We start from the raw sequence: 21,793 nt of genomic DNA on the forward strand, positions 1-21,793 counted from the left end.
CAGCTTCAAGTAGGAAGGGTAATATAACCAAACGGCTTGACGCTACCACATCAAGTATTGATCTTTTTAGCCAAAGCGCTGACCTTTAAAAGTGCAGCCCCATTTGCGCTAGCTGCACTCTTGCTTGGTGCGCATCAACAAATTGAATGGCATGAAATCCTTGTTGGCGCGCCCCCTCGACATTGGCTGGCATATCATCCATAAAGACACTTTCTTGCGGGAGAATGCGCTGGGAGTCTGCCAGATGCTGGTAAATCGCCGGATCAGGTTTAAGCAAACCACACTCACTCGACACTACTGCGCCAGTAAATTTGGGCCAAAAGTCATATTGTTTTTTTAAGTAAGCGACAATCTCGTTCACATTGTCGGTCAACGCGTAGAGGCGATAACCCGCGTTTAGGAGATCATCCATTAATTGCAAGGTTCCGGGCAGCAAAACTTGGGTATTTTTAATATGAAAAAAGAGTTGTTCTAGAGTGTCAGAGGAAAGGCCTAATTGCTGATGGAGTGCGCGTTTCACTTCCGCTTCAGTGTATTTTCCTTTATTCAAATCGCGCCAAAACTCACTTTTAAATACAGCCGTTGCCATGAAGGCACTCTCTTCTCCCTCACCAAACGTCAGTTGGGCAATGTCTTGCGGTGCCCATTTTACGATCACATTACCAACATCAAATACCACATTACGGATTGCCATCACCCTCTCCTATTCATTGAGTGAGGGAAAGAGTTTAGCGAACTCAGCTGTACATTATTGGCTATGTGCTCACAAAGTCACCCTACGCAGGTAGTAAAGAAGCAGCACTTGCGTATCAGCTTGGGGGAAGCGTCAGGAGCAATAGTGCAAGTGCTGCGGGTTTTATCTCGTTATGGGGTTGATGATTTGGGCTGTTCTGGCTCAGGGGGCGTTTGAGTAAAGAGCAACTCAAATAACGCAACCAACGCCATTCGCTCAATCACACTATGAGTTTGCTGCAGCCGTTGTTGATAGTAGGCGGCCATCGTCTGTTCGTTAACGGGTGATATGAACATACTCTGCACTCCTTGTTGTGTTGATGCTTTTATTGTCATCCTGATTAAGGAAACAAAAAAGTGAGCGATTTAAATCACTTTGCTCCGCATTACACCGTTTTACGCAGAAAATTGGGGATTTCGCACTGAGTGGTCGAGAAATGAGGAACAAACAACCCGTAGGTTTTCACCATTAACTCCACCTTTTTTCACTACAATAGCCGCAGATGAGCTAAGCGTTGAGGTAACCATGTCTGATCTCAATTTATTGCGCTATTACGCTAGGCTGACTCCCTTGGGTGTGGGTCACGATATTAAAACCACTTTGCCTGAACTGGCGGAGCGACTGTTTACGAGTCCTCGTCACGCAAGAAATTTGCTGGTGCGTTTGAATCAATTGGGTTGGTTAACTTGGACACCGAAGGCAGGACGACATCACCGCTCTTCATTATTGCTGCACAGAGAACTTGAGCCACTCAAGGAGCAACTGGCGGCCAAACGAGTACAGATCGGTAAATACGAACGAGCATTAGCGATTTTAGATAACGATGAGGTCGCTTTTGCCAAACTGTTAAAGAAAACGTCTGGTGCTACGGTACAAGAAGGACGACTGCATATTCAGCTCACTTATAAGCGTCCGTTTGAACCGCTGCTGCCCCATCTTCCTCAGCGAAGTAGCGAGCGTTTTTTGATCCGTCAGATCTACAGTTGTTTGGTCAGCTCTGATACTAATGGCCATGTACACCCCGAACTGGCGCATCATTGGCATTATGATCCGCACACTTGGCAATGGACGTTTTATCTGCGACCCGAATTAACCTTTCATAATGGTGCGCCGCTGGATGCCAATACCATTGTCAGCCTGTTTGCTAAACTCTCTAGTCTAGAAACACACCGTGCAGAGCTGGCACATATTAGCGATATTAAAGCGCCAACCCCTTTTCAAGTGGTATTCAACTTAGAGCGCCCAGATCCGGGATTTGCAGGGATGATATCTGGCGTGAAATACGCCATTCAACCGGTCAGTCAATTGAATTACAGCCAATTTCATGAAGGACAAATTGTTCCTGTGATCGGTTGTGGCCCTTTTGAAGTTCAGGAACACACCCGCAATAAACTCAAGCTCAAAGCATTCAGTCAATTCTACGGCTGTCGAGCCTTGACCGATCGTGTGACCATTTGGCAAGTCGATGAGGAGCGTTTAAGTCGCCCACTCATTGAAACTAATCAGCCGGAAGCCAATACGACCAGCCATCATCAAGTCTCACTATCAGACTCGCCTCATTTAACCTCTGCCGCCCAACAGCAAAGCCGCGTCGAAGATGGGTGTTTAATGGTGCTGTTTAACCAGAGAGCCAAGCAACCGTTGGATCAAGCTCAAGCACACCGACTCAGCGAGCTACTCAATCCAAATACGATTGAGCAAGATATTCGCTGTCACGGAGTGATGTTTGGCGTCGAACCCGCGCACAACTTGCTGCCAAGCTGGCGCGCTGTGTTGAAATCTCCAGCTCCGAAAGTTGCGCTTCCTACACAGTTGACCTTGGCCTTGTACAACTACACCGCATTACAGACTTGTGCCCAAGCGATTGCCAGATTGCTTGCAGCTCAAGGCATTACATTAAGCATTCACACTTACACTTATCGGGAATTGAATCAACGTGCGCTCAAAGGCGAGCTGGATGAAACCTTGGTACTGACCAACATTAATTTGGATGACAACCGCCACGCTTCCGCTTTTGCTATGTTATTCAGCAACCCGATTCTGCATGCGTGCGCCAGCCAAGATGAGGTGATATGGCTGATGCAGCAATTAAATGCCGTACGTGAGCAAGCGCAATTACCTCAATATCTCGATCAACTGGAGCCGATTGCTTCACTTCTGGTCAGTGAATCTTGGCTGGCGCCTCTTTTCCACCATAGACAAACCTTGCGTTTCCACGGTGTATTACATGATGTTGCGCTCACCAACTGGGGTTGGCCGGATATTCGCAATGTGTGGTCGGCGGACTAGCTCTCCCAACGATTTGCCAAAAACGACAAAGCCAACCTATCACGGTTGGCTTTGAGTAAACAAAATTGGCTATCGATAGATCAGACGCTTTGACGGCGACGTAACCAGCCACAACCAAAGAGGAGAGCTAAGGCTGCCCCACCTAGGCTACCGCCGCCACCTGAACGGCTATCAGTTATTGGTGGTAAATCAAATAGATTTGGGTCATGGCTAAACTGGCTCAACGTCACTTTACTAAGTGCATCATCATTTAAAGTCGATCTTTCATAGACCAGTTTTACCGTATTGGTCGGTTCATACATAGAGATACTTGCCATACCCTCGGTATTGCTCCAAAAATCCTTTTCAAGTTTACCATTGACATACACATTGAACTTATCCCACCTCGAGTTAGATGAGACATTGTATCGGAACTTTAAACGACCTTTCGGTAGGTTTTCCAAAACAAGCAGCGACTTTTGCCCTTTTTCTAAGCTTGCCGTTTGTAAACTGTTACCTTGTACCGTCCATGGATGATCATTCACATGCACTTTGTGCGCAGGTAAATTTGCAAAGTAATTCACCGTCTCAGTCGATGCTGGCGCTAGAGCCTCAAAGTAACGCCAAGCATAGACATGCCCGCTACTCATGGTCGTTGAGCTAAAATCGAGTTTGATATGGCCTTCAGTAAGGGTGGTGATGTCATACTCTACATCCACGTAACAAGAATCGCCGCTCGCTAGATCTGCTGGGCAGGTATTGGTTACCACCCTTATGTTTTGAGTACCGATTGAAGCGGTCGGTGTCGGTGCAGTTAAATTAATCGGATTGATACTCGTATTGGTAAATTCAAAACGCTGAGTATAGTTACCTAGGCGTACGATCCCTAGAACCTGCTTCTGACGGTAGGAAAGACCTAAACGCTGATCGTTAATCCAATTATTAAAAGCACTGAGTTTGGTGTAAACACCCGGTTTATCAGTTTGACCACAGCCGTCACCCCAACTCACCACGCCCATTTGGGTTAAGCCACGGTTAGTACGAAAGAAAATCGGGCCACCACTATCCCCAGCGCAAGAATCTTTACCTGCGACGCCAGCACAAAAGACATTGTCCCCTTGGGTGGCGTAACTACCACCTTTAGTACGACATGCTGCGATGGGTATAAAAGGTACATCCACTTGATGTAACTTGGTGGGATAATCGCTCTTATCACCATTTACTTCCTTGCGAGCACCAAAACCGATAACTGTCAGTAAATCATTTTCACGCAATTCATCAAAATCAACAGGAGTGGCAATAGAAGTGAATTGGTTTAATGCAGGGGTGCTTTCTAGCTCTAACACCGCGATATCATTACCACCTGAAGCATAAGCATAATTCTGATGTACATAGATTTGTTTGACTCGGATGCGCTCTGCAGCACTGATATTGTCCATATCATATGCGCCAACAATAACATCCATAGTGGAAGGATCTTTTTTATCAACACAGTGTGCCGCGGTTAAAACATAGCGCTCACTGAGCAAACTACCACCACACCATGCCATGCTTTTATCACGCGTTGTTAGCGAAACCATATAAGGCCACGCGCCTACAGGCGCTTGTTCTCCACCAATAATGCGGCTAGAGACTCCGGATTCCGTTCCAGAAGCACTGAACTGAAAAGATGTAAAAAGAAGTGTTCCAACCACTCCTGATAAAAATGTTTTGTTCATAGATACCTCTGATAAATCCCACCCAAACCATTAATGGGAACATTACCAAGCATATACCAAATAAAGACAAAATGTAAAATGATACAAATAAATTATTTCTGATCGTTACAAATCATGAACGAATATCACGCTGAATATTCTCTAATTATTAGTGATTTATCACTAAACCATTCAACAGAAAAATGTATAAAAAGTGACCTCGATTCATTGAATTAGAATAAAAACTCCATTTATTGAATAAGCCTCATGATTCATACGCATCAGATTTTATTGAAACCAAAAAAGAACTTATAAACCACAGCCCAAATATATTTATCATAAATAGGTTTTGCAGTGTCTTTTCAACAACGTATCCAACATCATCCCATTGCTTTGGCGTGCGTCATCGCTGGTCTTTCTTACTCCTCCTATTCACAAGCAGCTTGTGAGATACAAGATTTACAGCCCGCGCGCGATCTTCCTGCGCAAATTGCCGCGGCTACACAAGCTTGTTACAACTCATGGTTTTACGCACCAGCGACAACCTTGGATAACCTCTATAGCGAAGCTTCTCTAGCGCATTTACAAACTGTGCTCGATGCAGAAATTGCTCGCTATACTGGTGAAGCGCAGCAAGCTCGTCGATTGGAAAACTATGGTGAGTTCATTCGCGCAGCGTATTACGTGCGTTATAACGCTGGGCGTGAACCTTATTCTCAAGCACTCAGTCAACGCTTTGCTCAATCGATCAACCGCTTTTTACGTCATCCGCATGCTTTTGACCAAGGCCGTGAACAGGTGGGCGCAATGAAGAGCCTAAGTTTAATGGTGGATAACGTTAAGCAGTTACCGCTCACTATGGATGCGATGATCTTAGCTCTGCACCGCTTCAATCGAGAAACGGCGCAAGATACACAATGGGTCGATGGTTTAAATAACTTATTCCGTGCGATGTCTGGCCATGTGGGTAACTCGCAGTTTTACCGCTACTTAGCCGCCAACACTCAACATATTGATACCTTGTATCGATTCGCTCTGGACAATGAGTGGGCATTAGAAACCGACGCTGAGTTTTTGGTTTACAACGCTCTGCGTGAAACTGGCCGCTTATTGATTAGCCCAGATGCCACCACCAAGCAAAAGGCTCGTCATGTGATGCGACAAGTGATTGCTCGCTACCCTTTAGGGAGTAAACACGACAAATTGTGGTTAGCTGCCGTTGAGATGTTGCACTATTACGCACCAGAGGTGCTGCAACAGCTCGGTATCGATCTTGATGCAGCGAAGCGCTATTTAGCCGCGCGCATTTTGCCAAACCGCTTTGAATGCCAAGGCCCTGCCATTATTCGCTCGCAAGATCTTTCCGATGCGCAAGCCGCGCAAGCCTGTGACGTATTGGATAAAAAAGAGCAAGATTTTCACCAAGTGGCAAATACGGGATTGGCACCGGTCGCCGATGATTACAACACTCGTGTTGAGGTGGTGGTGTTTGCCAATAACAGCAGCTATGTCAATTACTCCTCGTTTTTATTTGGCAATACCACCGACAATGGCGGGCAGTATTTAGAAGGCAACCCTGCGGATCAAAACAATCAAGCCCGTTTTGTCGCCTATCGTTATGCCAATGATGCGGATTTGTCGATTCTCAATTTAGAGCATGAGTACACTCATTATCTGGACGCGCGCTTCAACCAGTATGGTTCGTTCAGTGATAACTTAGCCCATGGTCATATTGTGTGGTGGTTAGAAGGTTTCGCGGAATATATGCATTATAAGCAGGGCTACCAAGCGGCGGTTAAGCTGATTTCTCAAGGTAAATTGAGCCTTTCTGATGTGTTTGCCACCACCTACTCGAATGATACGAACCGCATTTATCGCTGGGGCTACTTAGCGGTACGCTTTATGTTGGAAAAGCATCCACAAGACGTGGAAAGCTTGCTGGCACTCTCTCGTACTGGGCAGTTTGATCAGTGGGCACAGAGTGTCAAATTGCTAGGTGAACGCTATAACACCGAGTTTTCGGCATGGCTGGATACATTGCAACTCGATAATCCAGATAATCCAGATAATCCAGATAATCCAGAACAGCCTAACCCAGAACCCAATGCGGTCACTCAGTTAGAGGCCAATTCGTCCTTAACACTGACAGGAAAGGCGTACAGCGAGCATCTGTTCTATGTGGATGTGCCAGAGTACAGCCGAGAGTTCCACGTTCAGATCTCCGGGGAGGGAGATGCCGATCTGTACATGAGCTACCAGCAGGTTGCCCATTACTATGATTATCAGGTAACGGAATTTACCTATGGCAGTAACGAGCAAATTACCTTCAAACCTGAGCAGAATGGTTACATCAAACCCGGACGCTACTATTTAAGTGTGACAGGACGTGCGGATTACTCAGCCGTCATCCTCAACACACACCTAGTCACCGAACAGCCTAATGAGCAACCGACTATCAAAGATGATCTTGCTCCTGTGGTTTTAGAAGCGGGCAGCAGTCAAAGCCTTACCGTGCATCGACAACGTTATGTCGCCATCTACGTGCCAAAAGGCGTCAGTGAAGTGCAAGTATGGCTCACCGCTTCAGAACAAAACCGAGGCAATGTCGACCTGTTTGCAGCAAAAGCGTATTGGCCAACTCGAGAGCAGTTTGAGCACACCTCAACTTGTGCGGGCAGTCATGAATATATGCGTATTCCTGTGACACAAGAAGGCTATGTGCACTTTTCGTTAAACGCACAACAACTCGGCGACACGGTCGAAATGGTGGCCTATTTCGACTGATGATGCGGCGTAACCGCCCTCTATAGAGGGCGGTTAGATTTCTTCTGACAACGCATTTTCCTCATAATAGTGGGCACGAAACATAAGCGCTTTTTTATAAAGGTCTTCATACTTCGAGCTAGTCAACTCATCATCATTCATCAACTGCAAAATGGTGTGATTACACTTTTTAAGTAGCAAATCCGCTTCCGCTTCACTCAATACTCTTGGCCAATAGCGAGACAAAATTGTCACGACTTTCATGCATACCGTTCGAAGTGTAGGACATCTTTCCAATATTTCGATGTAGATTTCTAATAGAGAATCGATCGTCAATTTTTTATTGCATAAAGCATGATATCGCTCTTCTAACCATTGCAACTTATCTTCATTAGCTTGCTTCAGTGCTTTGCCTAACACAATCTTACTTTCTAACAATATCCCACTTTCCTGATTCAATAGGGCTTCATTACACCAACTGATGCATTTCGCAAATTCAGAATCAAACCCCATCACATTCAGTAACCACGTAAAATGGTAGCGGTCTTCAAACAGCTCGAACGGTTTTGAACGGTATATTTTATTTAATATTTCGACTGATACTGCAAACTCATCATCCTCCATCGCGAAATGGGCAGCGACAAGCTCAAGTTGAGGCAATATTTCTTCATGCTGACCTTTATCATAGAGCTCTTTCAGGATGGTTTTTGCTTCTTGTAACCATTTTTCCCTCGATGTCGATTCAGCATATCGAGCGGCATACAGCAAAGTACGAATAAAATTGAGGTGCATTTGCTGGTTGTTGCGGTGTGTTTCTTTATTGATTTCAGAATATAAGCGATAACGCTCTAAAGCCGAAACTGTATCACCTACTGATAAGCATAAATTAGCCAATACCCATTCCCTATCTATATGCCCGGGTACAATTTGGTTGGCAATCTGTAAATGGTGAATAGCTTCAGGAACCGAGTTATTACTCAGACTAATACTGGCGGCTTCGACCCGAGCACGAACGTGGTTAGGCGCATTAACCAAGAGATCTTGTATTACTTGCGTGGCTTCGACTTGACGTCCGGTTTGCTTCAGGGCATTCGCAAGACCAATTTTTGCCCAGTCAAAGTCTTTATGCTCTAACGTTTCGAGGTAGACTTCGCGCGCGTGATCGAAACGGCGCAACTGAGTTAAAAATTCCCCACGAAATTTTTGGATCACGAAATAGTAATCGCTGTAAAAAGGCTCCAGTTCATCACACAATCTCACTCCCAATTCGGCATCGCCATCAAGCTCCGCTTGATAAAGAGCTTTGAGCGCATGTTTGCGTGAAATAGCGTTGGTTAATCGCTCCTGCAAGGTCATGATATTGAAGGGTTTGAGGATATACTCATCCGGCTTCAACTCTAAAATCGAGTGCACAACGTATGACGAATTCTCACCTGTCACTAGAATAAATACCGACTCATTTTTTAAGAGATTATAATGTTTGAGCTCTTCAAATATCTGTTTACCATTTAATCCCTTACCGAAATTATAGTCACAAATATAAATATCAAATTTTTGCCGACTAGCAATAAAAAGCGCCGCTCTAGGGTTTTTCGCGCTTAATATATTCGCGTCACGAAAACCAAGTCTAAGCAACATGGTTCGTAAACTCGTGACAACTATCTGAGCATCGTCAATCAGTAAAACACTGAGTTCAGAAAAAGAAGGGCTTGTTATATTCATTACTTATAGATGTCCTAGCTCAAATCTAAAAACCTGACTAATTCTATTGCTGATTTAATATCTAGCTTATTTAATACGCGAGCCTTATAGGTACTCACGGTTTTCTGATTAATGTCTAACTGTAGGGCGATTTCCTTATTTGTCAGCCCTTCCACTAACATTTTCGCAACTGTCAACTCTCGCTCAGAAAGCTGAGTAAGCTCTTTTTGTTGCGCTTGTGGGCGCACAGTGTTCTGCTGCGCTTGCTGTAAGATTCGAGCACTGGTTTCCATCAAAGTATTTGCTTTGACGACGATGGCTTTGGAATCATCCTGTTGAATTTCAGCGGTTAATCCATCATGCAGCACCAAGATCGCCCCTCGATAGTAAGGCTCAAGCAACTCGTGAAATGCCGCAGGACTGATTGTCGATAAAAACCGACTTTCGACGACCAGCAGGTTGATCGGTAAATCGCGCAGTTTGTGCAGCGTCTGCTCAATATCTTGTGCAACAAATACCTTGCTGACGTTCTCTTCTTTATTGAGCACTTTTTGTAATGCCGTGGTGCTGAGCATATGGTTATCCACCAGCAAGATTTGCCAGCCATCATCCATGCTTTGACAACCTAAACACTGACGACGATTTTTAGTGTAAAGCTCACTCAACTGAGCAATCGGCATGGGCTTAGCGGCGTAGTAACCTTGGCAAGTATCTACCCCAAGTTGACGTAAGTATTGCCATGTCTCTTCGTTCTCTACCCCTTCGACGACGCAGTGCAACCCCAAAGATTGAGCCAGCAACAAACACATATTGGTCAATTGTTGGTGTTTGTAGTTGCTTGCCAAATCATGCACAAAGCTGCGATCAATCTTGAGTTCCGTAAAAGGCAGTTGAGCCAGTTGACCTAATGACGCGTAGCCCGTACCAAAATCATCAATCGATAGCCCAACGCCATACATTCGCAGGCGAGCAAGGTTGGCCAATGAGGTCGGGGTTCCGTTGTACACCTCATGTTCTGTCATCTCTAGAGTCAGTTTGCTTGCGGGAAAGCCATACCGCTCACAGATGGCGAGAATGGGATCACAGATCGAGTGTTGCAAGTTGCGCTGGCTGATGTTGACGGAAAGCTGCAAGTCAGCACCAATACTGGCCAGCGCAGAGACCGACTTTTCTAATACAGTAAGGAAGAGTTTCTCATGCAAGCCACACTGCTCAATTAAAGGCAGAAACACTGCTGGGCTTAACATGCCATGAGTTGGGTGCTCGTAACGTACTAGCGCTTCAACGCCGACCATCGCCCCACTGCGAAAATCAAACTGTGGTTGATAGTAATTAAAAATATGGTCGTGCAGAAAAGCTTGTTCAATCTCGTCACAGGTTAGCGTGATTGCAGGTTTGTGACTGGTTTCGGGCTCCGTTTGCTTTTGAAACCCCTCGACAACACGCTGTAAATCCTCCACTTCGTAGGGCTTAGGTAGGCGATCAACATAAGCAAATCCAGCCAAACTACACATGTTGTGGGTTAACTCAAGAATCGTATCTTCCACCGCGCTGAGTATCACCACACCTAGCTTAGATGCCTGTAAACTCAGTTGTGATAACAAACTGATCCCATCCATCTGCGGCATTCGAATATCGCAAAACATCAAATCGATACCCACTTTGTTACACAGTTCTAAGGCAGCAAATCCGTTTTCAGCCAAGATGACGTCATCCAACCCAAGCTGTCTTAGCTTGAGCTTCAGGCTCGTCGCCTGAATTCGATCATCTTCTACTATCATTATTTTCATAACGTTATTCGCTCTGATGCTGATGAAGCCACTGTTGTGCCTGCTCGACCACTTCATGCATGGCATTGATCAGTTGCTGCTTATCGGCCACAAGTTGTTGTGGATCGTTTTGTTTCTCAACGGTTTTAGCCAAATCAGCTAACCGCTGTAGTTGAAGGGAGCCGGCTGCCCCTTTGATTCGATGTGCCAGTGCTTTGGCATCACAGTCTGGCTGATTGAGTAAAGCGATATCTTGAGCAAGTGACTCAGCCACTACCATTGCCATCTCCTCGCGCTCCTCTTCTTGGTAAGCGTCAAGCCAAGATTGTTCGGGCAGTGCGACCCATTGCGTTGTGAGATAACGACTGAGTACTTTGCGCAAATTGGCTAAGGTATAAGGTTTGTAAATCACCTTATCCATACCCGCTTGCAGAGCTTGTTCCGCTGCTAGGCGCGAATCTTCTGCAGTACAACCCACAACTGCGCCCTTAAATAGGGATATCTCTTGCTTCACTTTTCGCGTTAAAGCAAATCCATCAAGATGTGGCATATGGCAGTCAGTAATCAACAAATCATACTGCTCAGGATGTTGCGAGAGCTTTTCGAAAGCTTGCAATCCATCACTTACCAAAGTGGCACTCAAACCAAGCTCACTGAGCTGTTTTTTGATCAATAAACGGTTAATCGGATCATCATCAGCCACTAATACGTGTCCTTGTAGCAAACGAGAATGGGCAGGCTCAGCTTGAGCCTGAGTCATATTGGAGACATCCCTGAGCCTATTGAGTAGCAAATCAGGATAAATATTGTGGCCATTCTGCTCGACCCACTCTTCATTCTCTTCTACTCGCATTCCCAGCGCTTTTGCCCACAGCATATAAGGGGAGCGATAAGACATAGCAACGACTTGCCCACGAAACTCATCACAAGTTTGCGTCACAAGAGGCAAGTTCACTTGGATTTGCGTCCCTTGCTCAAACTCGCTCTTCACCTCAATCTTGCCATTCATCAGTTCAATCAGGTTGGCGACAATCGACATACCTAAACCTGTTCCACCAAAGCGACGAGTGATTGTGCTGTCAGCTTGCACAAAAGGAACAAACAGCGAATCGATTTGCGTTTGAGTCATACCGCAGCCGGTATCGTCGACCACGATAGTTAGCATCTCAGGGGCAACGTCGATTTTAAAAACCACTCGTCCTTGGTCAGTAAATTTGATCGCATTAGAAAGAAGATTGGTCACGATCTGGTTAAAACGCAAGGCATCGAAGTTCGCAAGCAGTAACGAATTCGGCGACCAAATCACATCAAACTCAATCTCTTTGAGCTTGGCACTGGCTTCAAATCCACGCAATAACGGCCCTAGTTCATCGGCTAAATTGTACAGCCCAATATCCAGCTGTAACTGCTGCGCCTCTATCTTTGAGAAATCCAAAATATCGTTAACGTGTAATTTCAAACGCTCTGCCGAGCTTATCGCATTGGTCAATAGCAGTTGGCTTTCGCTGCTTTTTAAACGTGAAGCCAAAATCTCCATCAGTCCAAGCATCGCCGCAATCGGTGTACGTAACTCATGACTGACGACTGCCAAGAAATGATTTCGCGCTTCTACCGCCTGTAACGCTTGCTCATTAGATTGACGCAAAGCCTGCTCAGTTTCTTTTAATTCCGTAATATCGTTGAACAGCGTTAAATAGTACTTACGTTGATTAATCGGATGAGAAATGGCACGACGTGTCACATGGAAATAGTGTTCGCCGATAGAGCAATTAGATTTTGGAGCTTGAATAATGATCGAGAATTCCGCTTCATGTTGGTCTGGAAGCGCAAGAAATGAACACTCAGGCTGCGGTTGAACACACCCTTTTTCACAGCAGGTGTGATAAATTTTCCGATAAGCCGCATTGGTTAAAACAACCTCACCTTTTGCATCCGAAATAAATATCATGCTCGGAATGGCGTCCAGTAATTCCGTCAACCAACGTAGCTGCTCAGTAGATAACTTGGCAACTTGTTCGGAGCTGCGTAATTTACCGCGTAAACGACTGAGCGATAAGGTGAGGATAAGTCCAATACTTAATAAAGCACACAATATGATTAAGGCATATATCAGGACTTTCTGTTTGTCATAGCCAAAATAGACTGTGACTCGGTCATAGGCACCTTTGATTTCATCAATCTCTTGTTGGCTGAAGGTGGCTAACACCTTTTGCAGCATGTTTTGTAAACCTCGGGCATCTTTACGTACAAGCATCGTCATATCGGCTCGAAGATCTTGCCCCTCGGTCAATGGGGAGAGTTTGAAAGCGTCTTGATGACCATCCAACAACATCTGATTAATCAGTACTTTATTAAGAAGCCCATGCGTAATATCCCCCTTCTCTAACGCTTGCTCAAGGTCATACATGCTGCGGTATACTTTCACATCAGATAAATTTTTTTGTGCCGCAATATAAGCGTTAAACTTGCCTGTACGATCAAGAATGCCCGTAATTTGGGTGGTATAAGGCCGAGTTGTTTCTATATAGCCAAATTGGATATCCGTGTATCTGCCTGTATGGATGAAATATCGGTCATCGACATAAGTCATATTAAAGCTAGGGATAAGGTCCACCTTGCCATGACGCAGCATATCTTCTACATCTCGGCCGTAGGCAGGAACAAACTCGAATTTAAGAATACTCTTAGTACTGATTCTCTCTAATAAATCATGTACATAACCTTTATATTTTTTCTCTTTTTCATCCCAATACGAGATTGGGAAAAGATCATCCTGAACCGTATATCGCACGACTGGATTAACATTTTCATTTCGTAAAATCTTTAAATTTTCTTGATCATTTAGGAAATAAACATCTGCCGAATTTAATTTATTCTCCGTCAGTCCCTGTTTGTCAGCGTCAATAACTTTATTGATTGCTGACAATAACAGAGGCTCATTGTTATTGATCAATATACGGTTTGTTTGTACGCCTAAGTCTGGATCAAAAATCACTTTACCCAATGCTAAACGCTTTTGGCTTAAGTAGTGATTTAAGGAAACATAATTTGTCACCGTCGCATCCGCAATCCCTTGACGAATCATTTCCACAGAGCTGCTGTAGTTACGAGCCATAATAATATTGGGATAACCACGATCTTTGAGAATTTCACAATAAGATGTGCCTTGAATACAGACCCATTTCAAGCTAGCAAAGGGTTTTTCTTCCATGGCTTTATCGCGTAACCAAATAACGCGTACATTCTCATATAAAGGCTTAGAAAATAGGAACTTTCCTTCACGCGCAAGGGTTTGTCCAAAACCTATCGCCATATCCGCTTTACCTAGGCTGACGGCGTTAAGTAAGGCTTCAATGGTATCAAAGCCTTTATACTCAATGTTGATCCCGAGCTCTTTGGCTATCCCTGAGGCAAAATCATGCTCAATACCTATCGGCTCTTGACCTGTCCCACCCCAGTAAGGCATCCAGACTTCTTTTAATACTGCAATGGTGACTGTAGATTTTTGCTCTAGATACGCTTGCTCATTCGGATCCAAATAATCTGCAGCACGCACAAATAATGCAAAAACACTTAACAGTAATGTAAAGAAATATCGTTTCAATCGTCACAGACCCATGGCAGAGATCACACTTATGGATAAATAATAATGTACTAAAGCTAAGATAAGCAATGTTATTAATAGTTTTAACGTAAACAAACCGTAATATTTCATTCTCATCATGCTCCTGAAGGAAATTTCCTACAAGTGAAATTGGGTGGTGTGAATATGATTTTTCTCAGCACCAACCAATATCATGCAAATGCATAGTTCTGACCAAAACTTTACGTAACTATTACACTTTTCACCACATTTCGGCTTGCACTGACAAAACTATCACACCTATAATCCCCGCCGCTCAAGCTGTTGAGCATTAAAATCCTTTTGACTAGGAGCTCATGGACTTCAAGCCTATTCTTTGTCAAGGGAAATATACTGTGTAATTACAGCATCTCGTTAGGCGAGGCTCCTGTACAAACATAGGCCACTGATCTCACGACATCCAGAGATGCCCAAGATCAGGACAGTTTTCATCGGATTAAGGTGTTAACCCAAGTGGCTTTCGCGTGAGCGAATACGTTGTGCAGTGCTGAAGCTGGGACTCGGGGATGAAGCCTTTTTCATACCATTTCCTTTTCGCTCGTCCAATTACTGCTGTTTTCTTGCATCAAAGTTCAAACAATTCAGGTCTGTCCTGAGTCACATGAGGTATGTGTGATGAATGTAATGAAAACAAACCACTCTGTTGTTGCGGCAGCACAACTGAAACAACTCAATGAATTTGCTCGCAAACTCGCGCACTCTTCACGTCGCGATAAGTGGGTGGAAAAACTGTTCAAACTCACCGAACAAGAAATTCATTTTGCTTTACAACAGCTCACAGGGGAACAACTGGCTGAACTGATCCTGTTGCTATCAGCTCCGCGTGCAGGCCATTTACTGTGTGTTATGGATAGCAACGCCCTCAATCTTGGCTTGGCTTACGCCAATCCTCGCGTTGTCGAAAAAGCCTTACGTAGCTTAAATGAAGATGAGCTGCATGGCGTTTTCAACATGATGAATCCGATCAATGCGGAGCGTTATCGTGAACGTCTGCGCTGGGGAGAAGAGAGCGTTGCCGCACATATGCATACGCAGCGTCTGGCTCTGCTTGAATCACAAACTGTGGTTGAAGCGAAAGAGGTGCTGTATGAATCTTGGGGCGATTCACAAGCGCGCCATCGTCTTTACGTCGTCAATCAACATGGTTTGCTACTTGGGGCGATTGATCCTAAAGCGCTGCTGATGGCGCATTCCGATCAGGCGTTGAGTGACCTTATTGAGCCACAATGTCTGACTCTCGATGCCGATCTTGACCAAGAGCAAGCGGCGCGTCTGCTGCTTGAGCACAACTTATCGGTTCTGCCCGTCGTACATCAGCAGCAGTTAGTCGGTTTTTTCCATCTGGAAGAAGCGGTCAGTATCTTAGAAAAAGAAACCACGGAAGATGCTGAAATGCAAGGTGGCTCCATGCCACTTGATGCGAGCTATCTACAAACGTCACCTTGGCAATTGTGGAAAAAACGCATTGTCTGGCTTCTGGTACTGTTTGTGGCGGAAGCCTACACGGGCACGGTTTTACGCTCTTTTGAGGAGCAGTTGGAAGCGGCGATCGCCCTCGCCTTCTTTATTCCGCTACTCATCGGTACTGGTGGTAATAGTGGTACGCAAATTACCACCACCATAGTGCGCGCCATGGCTGTCGGTGAAGTGAGTTTACGCAATCTTGGCACCGTACTTCGCAAAGAATTGTCAACCAGCACACTGGTTGCACTGGCGATGGCAATGGCTGCGTGGATCCGTGCTTGGACGCTGGGTGTCGGCCCTGAAATCGGTTTGGTGGTGATGCTAACGATTCTGGCAATAGTGTTATGGAGTGCACTGGTATCATCGGTCATTCCAATGGTACTGCGCCGTATGAATGTCGACCCAGCGGTAGTCTCCGCACCGTTCATCGCGACCTTAGTCGATGGTACTGGGCTTATCATCTACTTTGAAATCGCCAAACTGATCTTGCCTGAATTGGCTTAACCCGCATTGGATTGAATGGATAACGAACACCGCCAGCGTCATGCTGGCGGTGTGGTATAAGTCCTTTTGTCTGCTCCGTAGTTACCGCAAACGCAGCAAGCTGACTCGATACAACAGCAAAGAGGCTAACAGAAATCCACAGCCCAACATTTTGTTAAATGGCATGGTTTCTTGGTAAATCACCACACTTAATACTAACGTCCACACTGGCTCCAACAGCATCAGTAGCGCCGCATTCGTCGGATTGGCACTCTTTTGTCCCATGGTTTGCATTAAATAACGCAAGCTAGTGGCCAGTAACACACTCAATGCAAACCACTTCCAGGTCACTAGACTGATGGTCGCAGGCCAACTTTCAGTTAACCAAGATAACGTGATACCCAAACAGCCTGCAGTAAACAATTGTAAGGTCGTCAATAACATAGGCGGAAGCTGGCTTGAGAAACGGCTATTGAAGTTAAAGTGCAGCGCCAAACAACATGAGGCCGCTAAAAACCACAACTGATTCGCGGCAAATTGCCAAGTGCCATTCCATGCCAACAAGAATAGTCCCACGACCGCCACGGGCAGTGAAAGCCAAAAGGCACGAATCGGTCGCTGTCCGAAAATCGGCCATGCCAATAGCGGCACAAACAACATAGAGAGGCTCATGATAAACGCGCCCTCACCCAAGGTATCACTGATTGAAATGGCATGAATCCAACAAAACAGCGAAGCCGCCAATAACACACCGACTCCCATCGATTGTAAACAGGCTTGCCGTGAGGCTTGTTTCAACGCATTCAAGCAAAATGGCAACAAACAAAGCGAGGCCGCGATAAAGCGTAAGCCAATAAAGCCAAACGGGGGCAATTCTTGAATCGCTTGCTTCGAGAAAACCCAGCCTCCCGCAGCTAATAGGGTGGTCACAACAAGCAACAATTCAGCAGGAAAACGAGTACGCATGGTTCATAAGATTGATAAGAAGAGTTATGACAGCGATTGTGCGCGAAAAGCGTGCCGCATACCAGCGTCGATTCCCTTTAGGCATCGACTCACCTATCATTGAGCAAAAATCGAACGAACAATCAAACTTACTAAAAAACATAAAATTTTAGTATTTAGTTTCAAATAAAAACCACAAAACTAGATTAATAACCTGAGTTTTTCAATTTTTCATAGTTTGCAAACTAAGCACATACGGAAAATTCCAGTGATTATGACCAGTGTCGCAAAATGATCATAACCACTAATAGGAGTAGGATTCGCCACATTATTATTTTTAGAGAAGTGAGATTTCAGTGAAAGACTCTCAGGAAGTGACCCATTTTAGTGCTGCCCGTTCCTCAAAATGGACTCAACATGATACCTATTGGTTACTGAGCCTATTTGGCACAGCAGTAGGTGCAGGGATTTTATTTTTACCGATCAATATTGGTTTAGGAGGATTCTGGCCGCTGGTGCTAATGGCAGTCTTAGCCTTTCCTATGACCTATCTTTCGCATCGTGGACTGGCGCGTTTTGTACTTTCATCACGTCGTCCAAATGCCGATTTTACTGATGTGGTGGAAGAACATTTTGGCCAAAACGCTGGCCGATTGATTTCCCTACTCTATTTTTTATCGATTTTTCCTATTCTGCTTATCTACGGTGTTGGCCTTACCAACACAGTCGATAGTTTCTTGGTTAACCAAGCGGACATGGTACCGCCGCCACGCGCACTACTTTCTGGTGCTTTAGTGTTTGGGCTTATCGCTATCATGCTCAGTGGCGAGAAAATCATGCTGCGCGCTTTTGCCATCATGGTTTATCCGCTGGCGGCGATCCTTGCCCTACTCTCGCTGTATTTGATCCCTTACTGGTCAATGCCTTCGTTTGATTTTCCGCAAACCAGCGATTTTCTGCACACCGTATGGCTGGCCGTACCGGTAGTGGTGTTCTCATTCAGCCATGCTGCGGCCATTTCAAGTTTTGCCAATATCCAACGTCGCCATTATGGTGAACAAGCCGATCAAAAGTCAGAGCTGATTCTGCGCCACACTAGCGTGGTCTTAATTTTGTTTGTGTTGCTGTTTGTCTTCTCTTGTGTACTTGCCCTTTCGCCACAAGCACTGCAAGAAGCCAAAGCACAAAACATTTCGGTGCTGACTTATCTGGCCAATGTCACTGACAACCCATTTATCGCGACGCTCGGGCCACTGGTCGCCTTCATCGCCATCACCTCTTCCTTCCTCGGCCACTTCTTAGGGGCGCGTGAAAGTTTATCTGGCCTACTGACCAAAAACTTAGGGGTATCACTACGTTTGGCGGAACGTCTCACCATCGGCTTTTTATTTGTCACCATCTGGATCGCTGCAATCCTCAACCCAAGCATTTTGGGCATGATGGAGGCGCTTTCGGGCCCAGTCATCGCAATGATTTTGTTCATTATGCCGATGATTGCCGTCTTCAAAGTGCCCGCCCTGCGTGAACATCAAAAACGTTTCAGCACTTTCTTCGTGTTACTGGTTGGATTGCTCGCCGTTTCTGCTCTGCTCTACAGTTTGCTTCACTAAATTTCCTGCGCTATTGGCTCCCAGTTGGGAGCCAAATTCCACACTGCCCCCTATTCACAACACCTCTTATATGACACTGTTGCCTTCACCATCGTACACGCATGGCAGTACGAAAATTGGCCTCTGCTTAGGCAATGCTCTTCTAACGGTCAGCAAGATGAAAGACATAAGATTCTGCTCGGCCTAAATACCATTAGAAAATGTACGGCAAATGACCATTGACGATAGTGTGACTGAGTTCTAACTTTTAAACTCAGTCGCTCAACAATTGGAGGTTTGCCAATGAAACGCAATAGCAAGAGTTATCGTCTAAAACTGATAAGAGAGGTCGCCACTCGTAAGCAACAAGTAGAAAGCTGCAGCGATCCCATGGCTCGCTACATTTATGAAATGATGACCCAAGTAAAAGATCCGAGTGCTAATGAACCGCGTAAATTTGCGGGCAACCATTTCGATGATCAAGTAGGAGGTTGGGTCAGTGATTTGTGGTCTGAATAGACAGGTCAAAACAGAGTCTGCTGAGCGTCAGTCGGCGGTACTGTACTCTCGCTCAGATTTTCCGTTTTGCTCTGACCACGCGCCTCCAGCTGTTTACGGCGATAACGTTGCCGACAGAGTTTAATCACATGTAATTGCTGCGCAGGAGTCATGCTCAGCCACTCAAAACGCTCCTCACGCTTACGTAAACAACCTTTGCAATAGCCTTTCTCATCAACACTGCATACCCCAATGCAAGGGCTGACAATATTGAAAAACTCCAATTGCTCCATAAGTGAATCACATCCTTTTCTACTGGCTTCGTAGTGGCTTATAAGGCGACTAGGTTCAAAGTTTCATATAAACCATGACCTTATGCTGACAAAAACAGTGTTTTATTGACTATACTGTGCGGGTTTCCACATTCGGAGTGAATAATATGAAGCTTAGTTCAAAATCATTACTTGCCGCAATCACCCTTCCTGTATTGATGACCGCCTGTGCAAGCAATGGTGATGCCGTGCAGATTACCGCTCAAGATCTTCAACACCATAATTGGCAACTGACTCAAATTGATGGCAAAGATGTGGTGAAAAGCGAACACGAGCAAGCACCACGTTTGGAGATCGGTGAACAGATGATGGCCAGCGGGAATGCCGGCTGTAATAACTTCTTTGGTAAGGCTGAACTCAAAGATAACCAATTCCGCATTGAGAAAATGGGCATGACCATGAAAATGTGTATTGGTGATGCCATGGATACTGAACAAGCCGTGTCACAAACCTTGACTGACTGGAGCCAGATCACCCTGACCAAAGAGACGCTGACGCTGAAGAACGATGTTCACACGCTAACCTTTACCCTGCGTGACTGGGTCAAATAACGCCTTTCCCAGAGCAGTAGTTTAACGTCGGCATAAGATAACGGCAGCGCACATCGCTGCCGTTTTTATTTCACCCTCTTTAATCCTGACCTCGCCACACTTAAGGCAAGCAAAACAAGCATTTTGAATTTTTTCCTTCATAATGAAAGACAAGCATCTTTCACCCGGTCTAGAAATACTGTAAAGCCGAAATTTTAAGGACAATTCATGAAAAAAATGCTGACTTTTCTCACGACCTGCGCCCTCTCATTTGGCGTTTCTGCGCAATCATGGGAAGAGATTACCGAGAAAGCCCGCGGACAAACGGTTTATTTCCATGCTTGGGGTGGTAGCCAAGAGATTAACAGCTACTTGCGCTGGTCTGCTGACCTACTCAAATCCCGCTATGGCGTCACCTTGCAGCATGTGAAAGTAACGGATATCGCCGAAACGACTACCCGTTTGATCGCAGAGAAAGCGGCAGGAAAAAATGAGCAAGGCAGTGTCGATTTGGTTTGGATTAACGGTGAAAACTTCAAATCAATGAAAAACAACCAGTTACTCTACGGGCCATTTGTCGAAGATTTACCTAACTGGCCGAAAGTCGACAAAAGCTTACCCGTTGACAGCGATTTTTCCGAGCCCACTGAAGGCTTAGAAGCACCTTGGGGCGTCGGACAATTGGTGTTTATTCATGATAAGCAGCAAGTGAACAATCCTCCGGCTTCATTTGCCGAGCTGCTCAGCTATGCGCAGGCTTTTCCAAACCGCATTAGCTACCCACAGCCCCCTGAATTTCATGGTACCAGCTTCTTGAAAGCAGCCCTGATCGAACTGACTCACTATGCGCCGGAACTCAATCAAACCGTAGAGCCTGCCACATTTGAACAGCTCACCCAACCACTATGGCAATACTTAGATGAATTGCATGCTGTGGCATGGCGCAAAGGCAAACAGTTCCCCGCTGGCTCTGCCCAGATGATGCAACTGCTGGATGATGGTCAACTAGACCTCGCGATCACCTTTAACCCGAATGCGGTATTTTCAGCGCAAACCACTGGCAAGCTCGCACCGACAGCGCAAAGCTATGCGATGAAAAAGGGCGCTTTAACCAATATCCACTTCTTAGCAATTCCTTGGAACGCTAACGCAAAAGAAGGGGCGCTGGTGGCGATTAATTTCCTCCTGAGTGACGAAGCACAATCTCGTAAAGGAGATTTGTCTATTTGGGGCGATCCTTCCATATTGAAACCTCAGTTTCTGACAGGCAGTGCCAAAAATACCATCCTATTCCCTGCGATTGCTGAGCCGCACCCAAGTTGGCAAAGCGCGCTCGAAGCAGAATGGCAAAAGCGCTACGGTAATAGCTTAAAGTAAC

At 45.4% G+C, this 21,793-nt stretch carries 15 protein-coding genes and 1 riboswitch; of the genes, 7 read left to right on the top strand and 8 right to left on the bottom strand.

Annotation, left to right across the window (positions count from 1 at the left end; all coding sequences use genetic code 11):
- Nucleotides 1-85: 85 nt before the first annotated feature.
- Together GOU96_RS10515 and GOU96_RS10520 are read right to left on the bottom strand one after the other, a co-directional pair.
- The gene (locus GOU96_RS10515; RefSeq protein WP_148523262.1) at nt 86-694 is read right to left on the bottom strand and encodes an HAD family hydrolase; all 609 of its coding nucleotides are present in this window, start codon (nt 692-694) and stop codon (nt 86-88) included.
- A gap of 170 nt (nt 695-864) precedes the next feature.
- The gene (locus tag GOU96_RS10520) at nt 865-1,029 is read right to left on the bottom strand and encodes a hypothetical protein (RefSeq protein WP_000470863.1); all 165 of its coding nucleotides are present in this window, start codon (nt 1,027-1,029) and stop codon (nt 865-867) included.
- 229 nt (nt 1,030-1,258) lie between these two features.
- Here GOU96_RS10520 and GOU96_RS10525 point away from each other — a divergent pair, with 229 nt between their 5' ends.
- Nucleotides 1,259-3,022 (top strand): SgrR family transcriptional regulator, encoded by a 1,764-nt coding sequence (locus tag GOU96_RS10525; protein ID WP_001281673.1) that lies wholly within the window; start codon nt 1,259-1,261, stop codon nt 3,020-3,022.
- Between the two features lie 80 nt (nt 3,023-3,102).
- On the opposite strand, the gene GOU96_RS10530 is transcribed toward GOU96_RS10525, so the two are convergent.
- Nucleotides 3,103-4,719 carry a S1 family peptidase gene (locus GOU96_RS10530; RefSeq protein WP_267782098.1) on the bottom strand — a complete coding sequence of 539 codons (1,617 nt, stop codon included), beginning with the start codon at nt 4,717-4,719 and terminating at the stop codon, nt 3,103-3,105.
- Between the two features lie 333 nt (nt 4,720-5,052).
- Here GOU96_RS10530 and GOU96_RS10535 point away from each other — a divergent pair, with 333 nt between their 5' ends.
- Entirely contained in the window at nt 5,053-7,482 is a 2,430-nt protein-coding gene (locus GOU96_RS10535) for a M9 family metallopeptidase (protein ID WP_267782095.1), read from the top strand.
- Nucleotides 7,483-7,515: 33 nt separating this feature from the next.
- On the opposite strand, the gene GOU96_RS10540 is transcribed toward GOU96_RS10535, so the two are convergent.
- From GOU96_RS10540 to GOU96_RS10550, 3 genes are read right to left on the bottom strand one after another with little or no spacing between them, the layout of a single operon-like run.
- On the bottom strand, nt 7,516-9,183 hold the full coding sequence (locus GOU96_RS10540) for a response regulator (RefSeq protein WP_057554889.1): 1,668 nt from the start codon (nt 9,181-9,183) through the stop codon (nt 7,516-7,518).
- A gap of 14 nt (nt 9,184-9,197) precedes the next feature.
- Nucleotides 9,198-10,952, bottom strand: coding sequence for a two-component system response regulator VieA (vieA, locus tag GOU96_RS10545; protein WP_080099961.1), 1,755 nt, complete (start codon nt 10,950-10,952; stop codon nt 9,198-9,200).
- A gap of 4 nt (nt 10,953-10,956) precedes the next feature.
- On the bottom strand, nt 10,957-14,397 hold the full coding sequence (locus GOU96_RS10550) for an ATP-binding protein (protein ID WP_267782119.1): 3,441 nt from the start codon (nt 14,395-14,397) through the stop codon (nt 10,957-10,959).
- Between the two features lie 520 nt (nt 14,398-14,917).
- A riboswitch (M-box (ykoK) riboswitch) is annotated at nt 14,918-15,087 on the top strand.
- A 102-nt stretch (nt 15,088-15,189) separates the two neighbouring features.
- On the opposite strand from GOU96_RS10550, the gene mgtE reads away from it, so the two are divergent.
- Nucleotides 15,190-16,542 carry a magnesium transporter gene (gene mgtE, locus GOU96_RS10555; RefSeq protein WP_181712540.1) on the top strand — a complete coding sequence of 451 codons (1,353 nt, stop codon included), beginning with the start codon at nt 15,190-15,192 and terminating at the stop codon, nt 16,540-16,542.
- Nucleotides 16,543-16,623: 81 nt separating this feature from the next.
- On the opposite strand, the gene GOU96_RS10560 is transcribed toward mgtE, so the two are convergent.
- The gene (locus GOU96_RS10560; protein WP_001260369.1) at nt 16,624-17,487 is read right to left on the bottom strand and encodes a DMT family transporter; all 864 of its coding nucleotides are present in this window, start codon (nt 17,485-17,487) and stop codon (nt 16,624-16,626) included.
- A gap of 335 nt (nt 17,488-17,822) precedes the next feature.
- Between GOU96_RS10560 and GOU96_RS10565 the strand changes: the two genes are divergently transcribed.
- Entirely contained in the window at nt 17,823-19,076 is a 1,254-nt protein-coding gene (locus GOU96_RS10565; RefSeq protein WP_267782092.1) for an aromatic amino acid transport family protein, read from the top strand.
- Between the two features lie 282 nt (nt 19,077-19,358).
- Entirely contained in the window at nt 19,359-19,574 is a 216-nt protein-coding gene (locus GOU96_RS10570) for a hypothetical protein (RefSeq protein WP_000828213.1), read from the top strand.
- Between the two features lie 5 nt (nt 19,575-19,579).
- Here the strand turns inward: GOU96_RS10570 and GOU96_RS10575 are convergent, their stop codons facing one another.
- Entirely contained in the window at nt 19,580-19,846 is a 267-nt protein-coding gene (locus tag GOU96_RS10575; protein WP_000436139.1) for a DUF1289 domain-containing protein, read from the bottom strand.
- 146 nt (nt 19,847-19,992) lie between these two features.
- On the opposite strand from GOU96_RS10575, the gene GOU96_RS10580 reads away from it, so the two are divergent.
- Complete coding sequence (locus tag GOU96_RS10580) at nt 19,993-20,436, top strand: META domain-containing protein (protein WP_000778133.1); 444 nt, start codon at nt 19,993-19,995, stop codon at nt 20,434-20,436.
- Nucleotides 20,437-20,643: 207 nt separating this feature from the next.
- A complete protein-coding gene (locus GOU96_RS10585) occupies nt 20,644-21,792 on the top strand; it encodes an ABC transporter substrate-binding protein (RefSeq protein WP_174500365.1) in 1,149 nt (382 codons plus the stop codon).
- Nucleotide 21,793 lies beyond the last annotated feature (1 nt).

It is taken from the genome of Vibrio sp. R-1 (assembly GCF_035615595.1).
Lineage (GTDB): Bacteria > Pseudomonadota > Gammaproteobacteria > Enterobacterales > Vibrionaceae > Vibrio > Vibrio cholerae.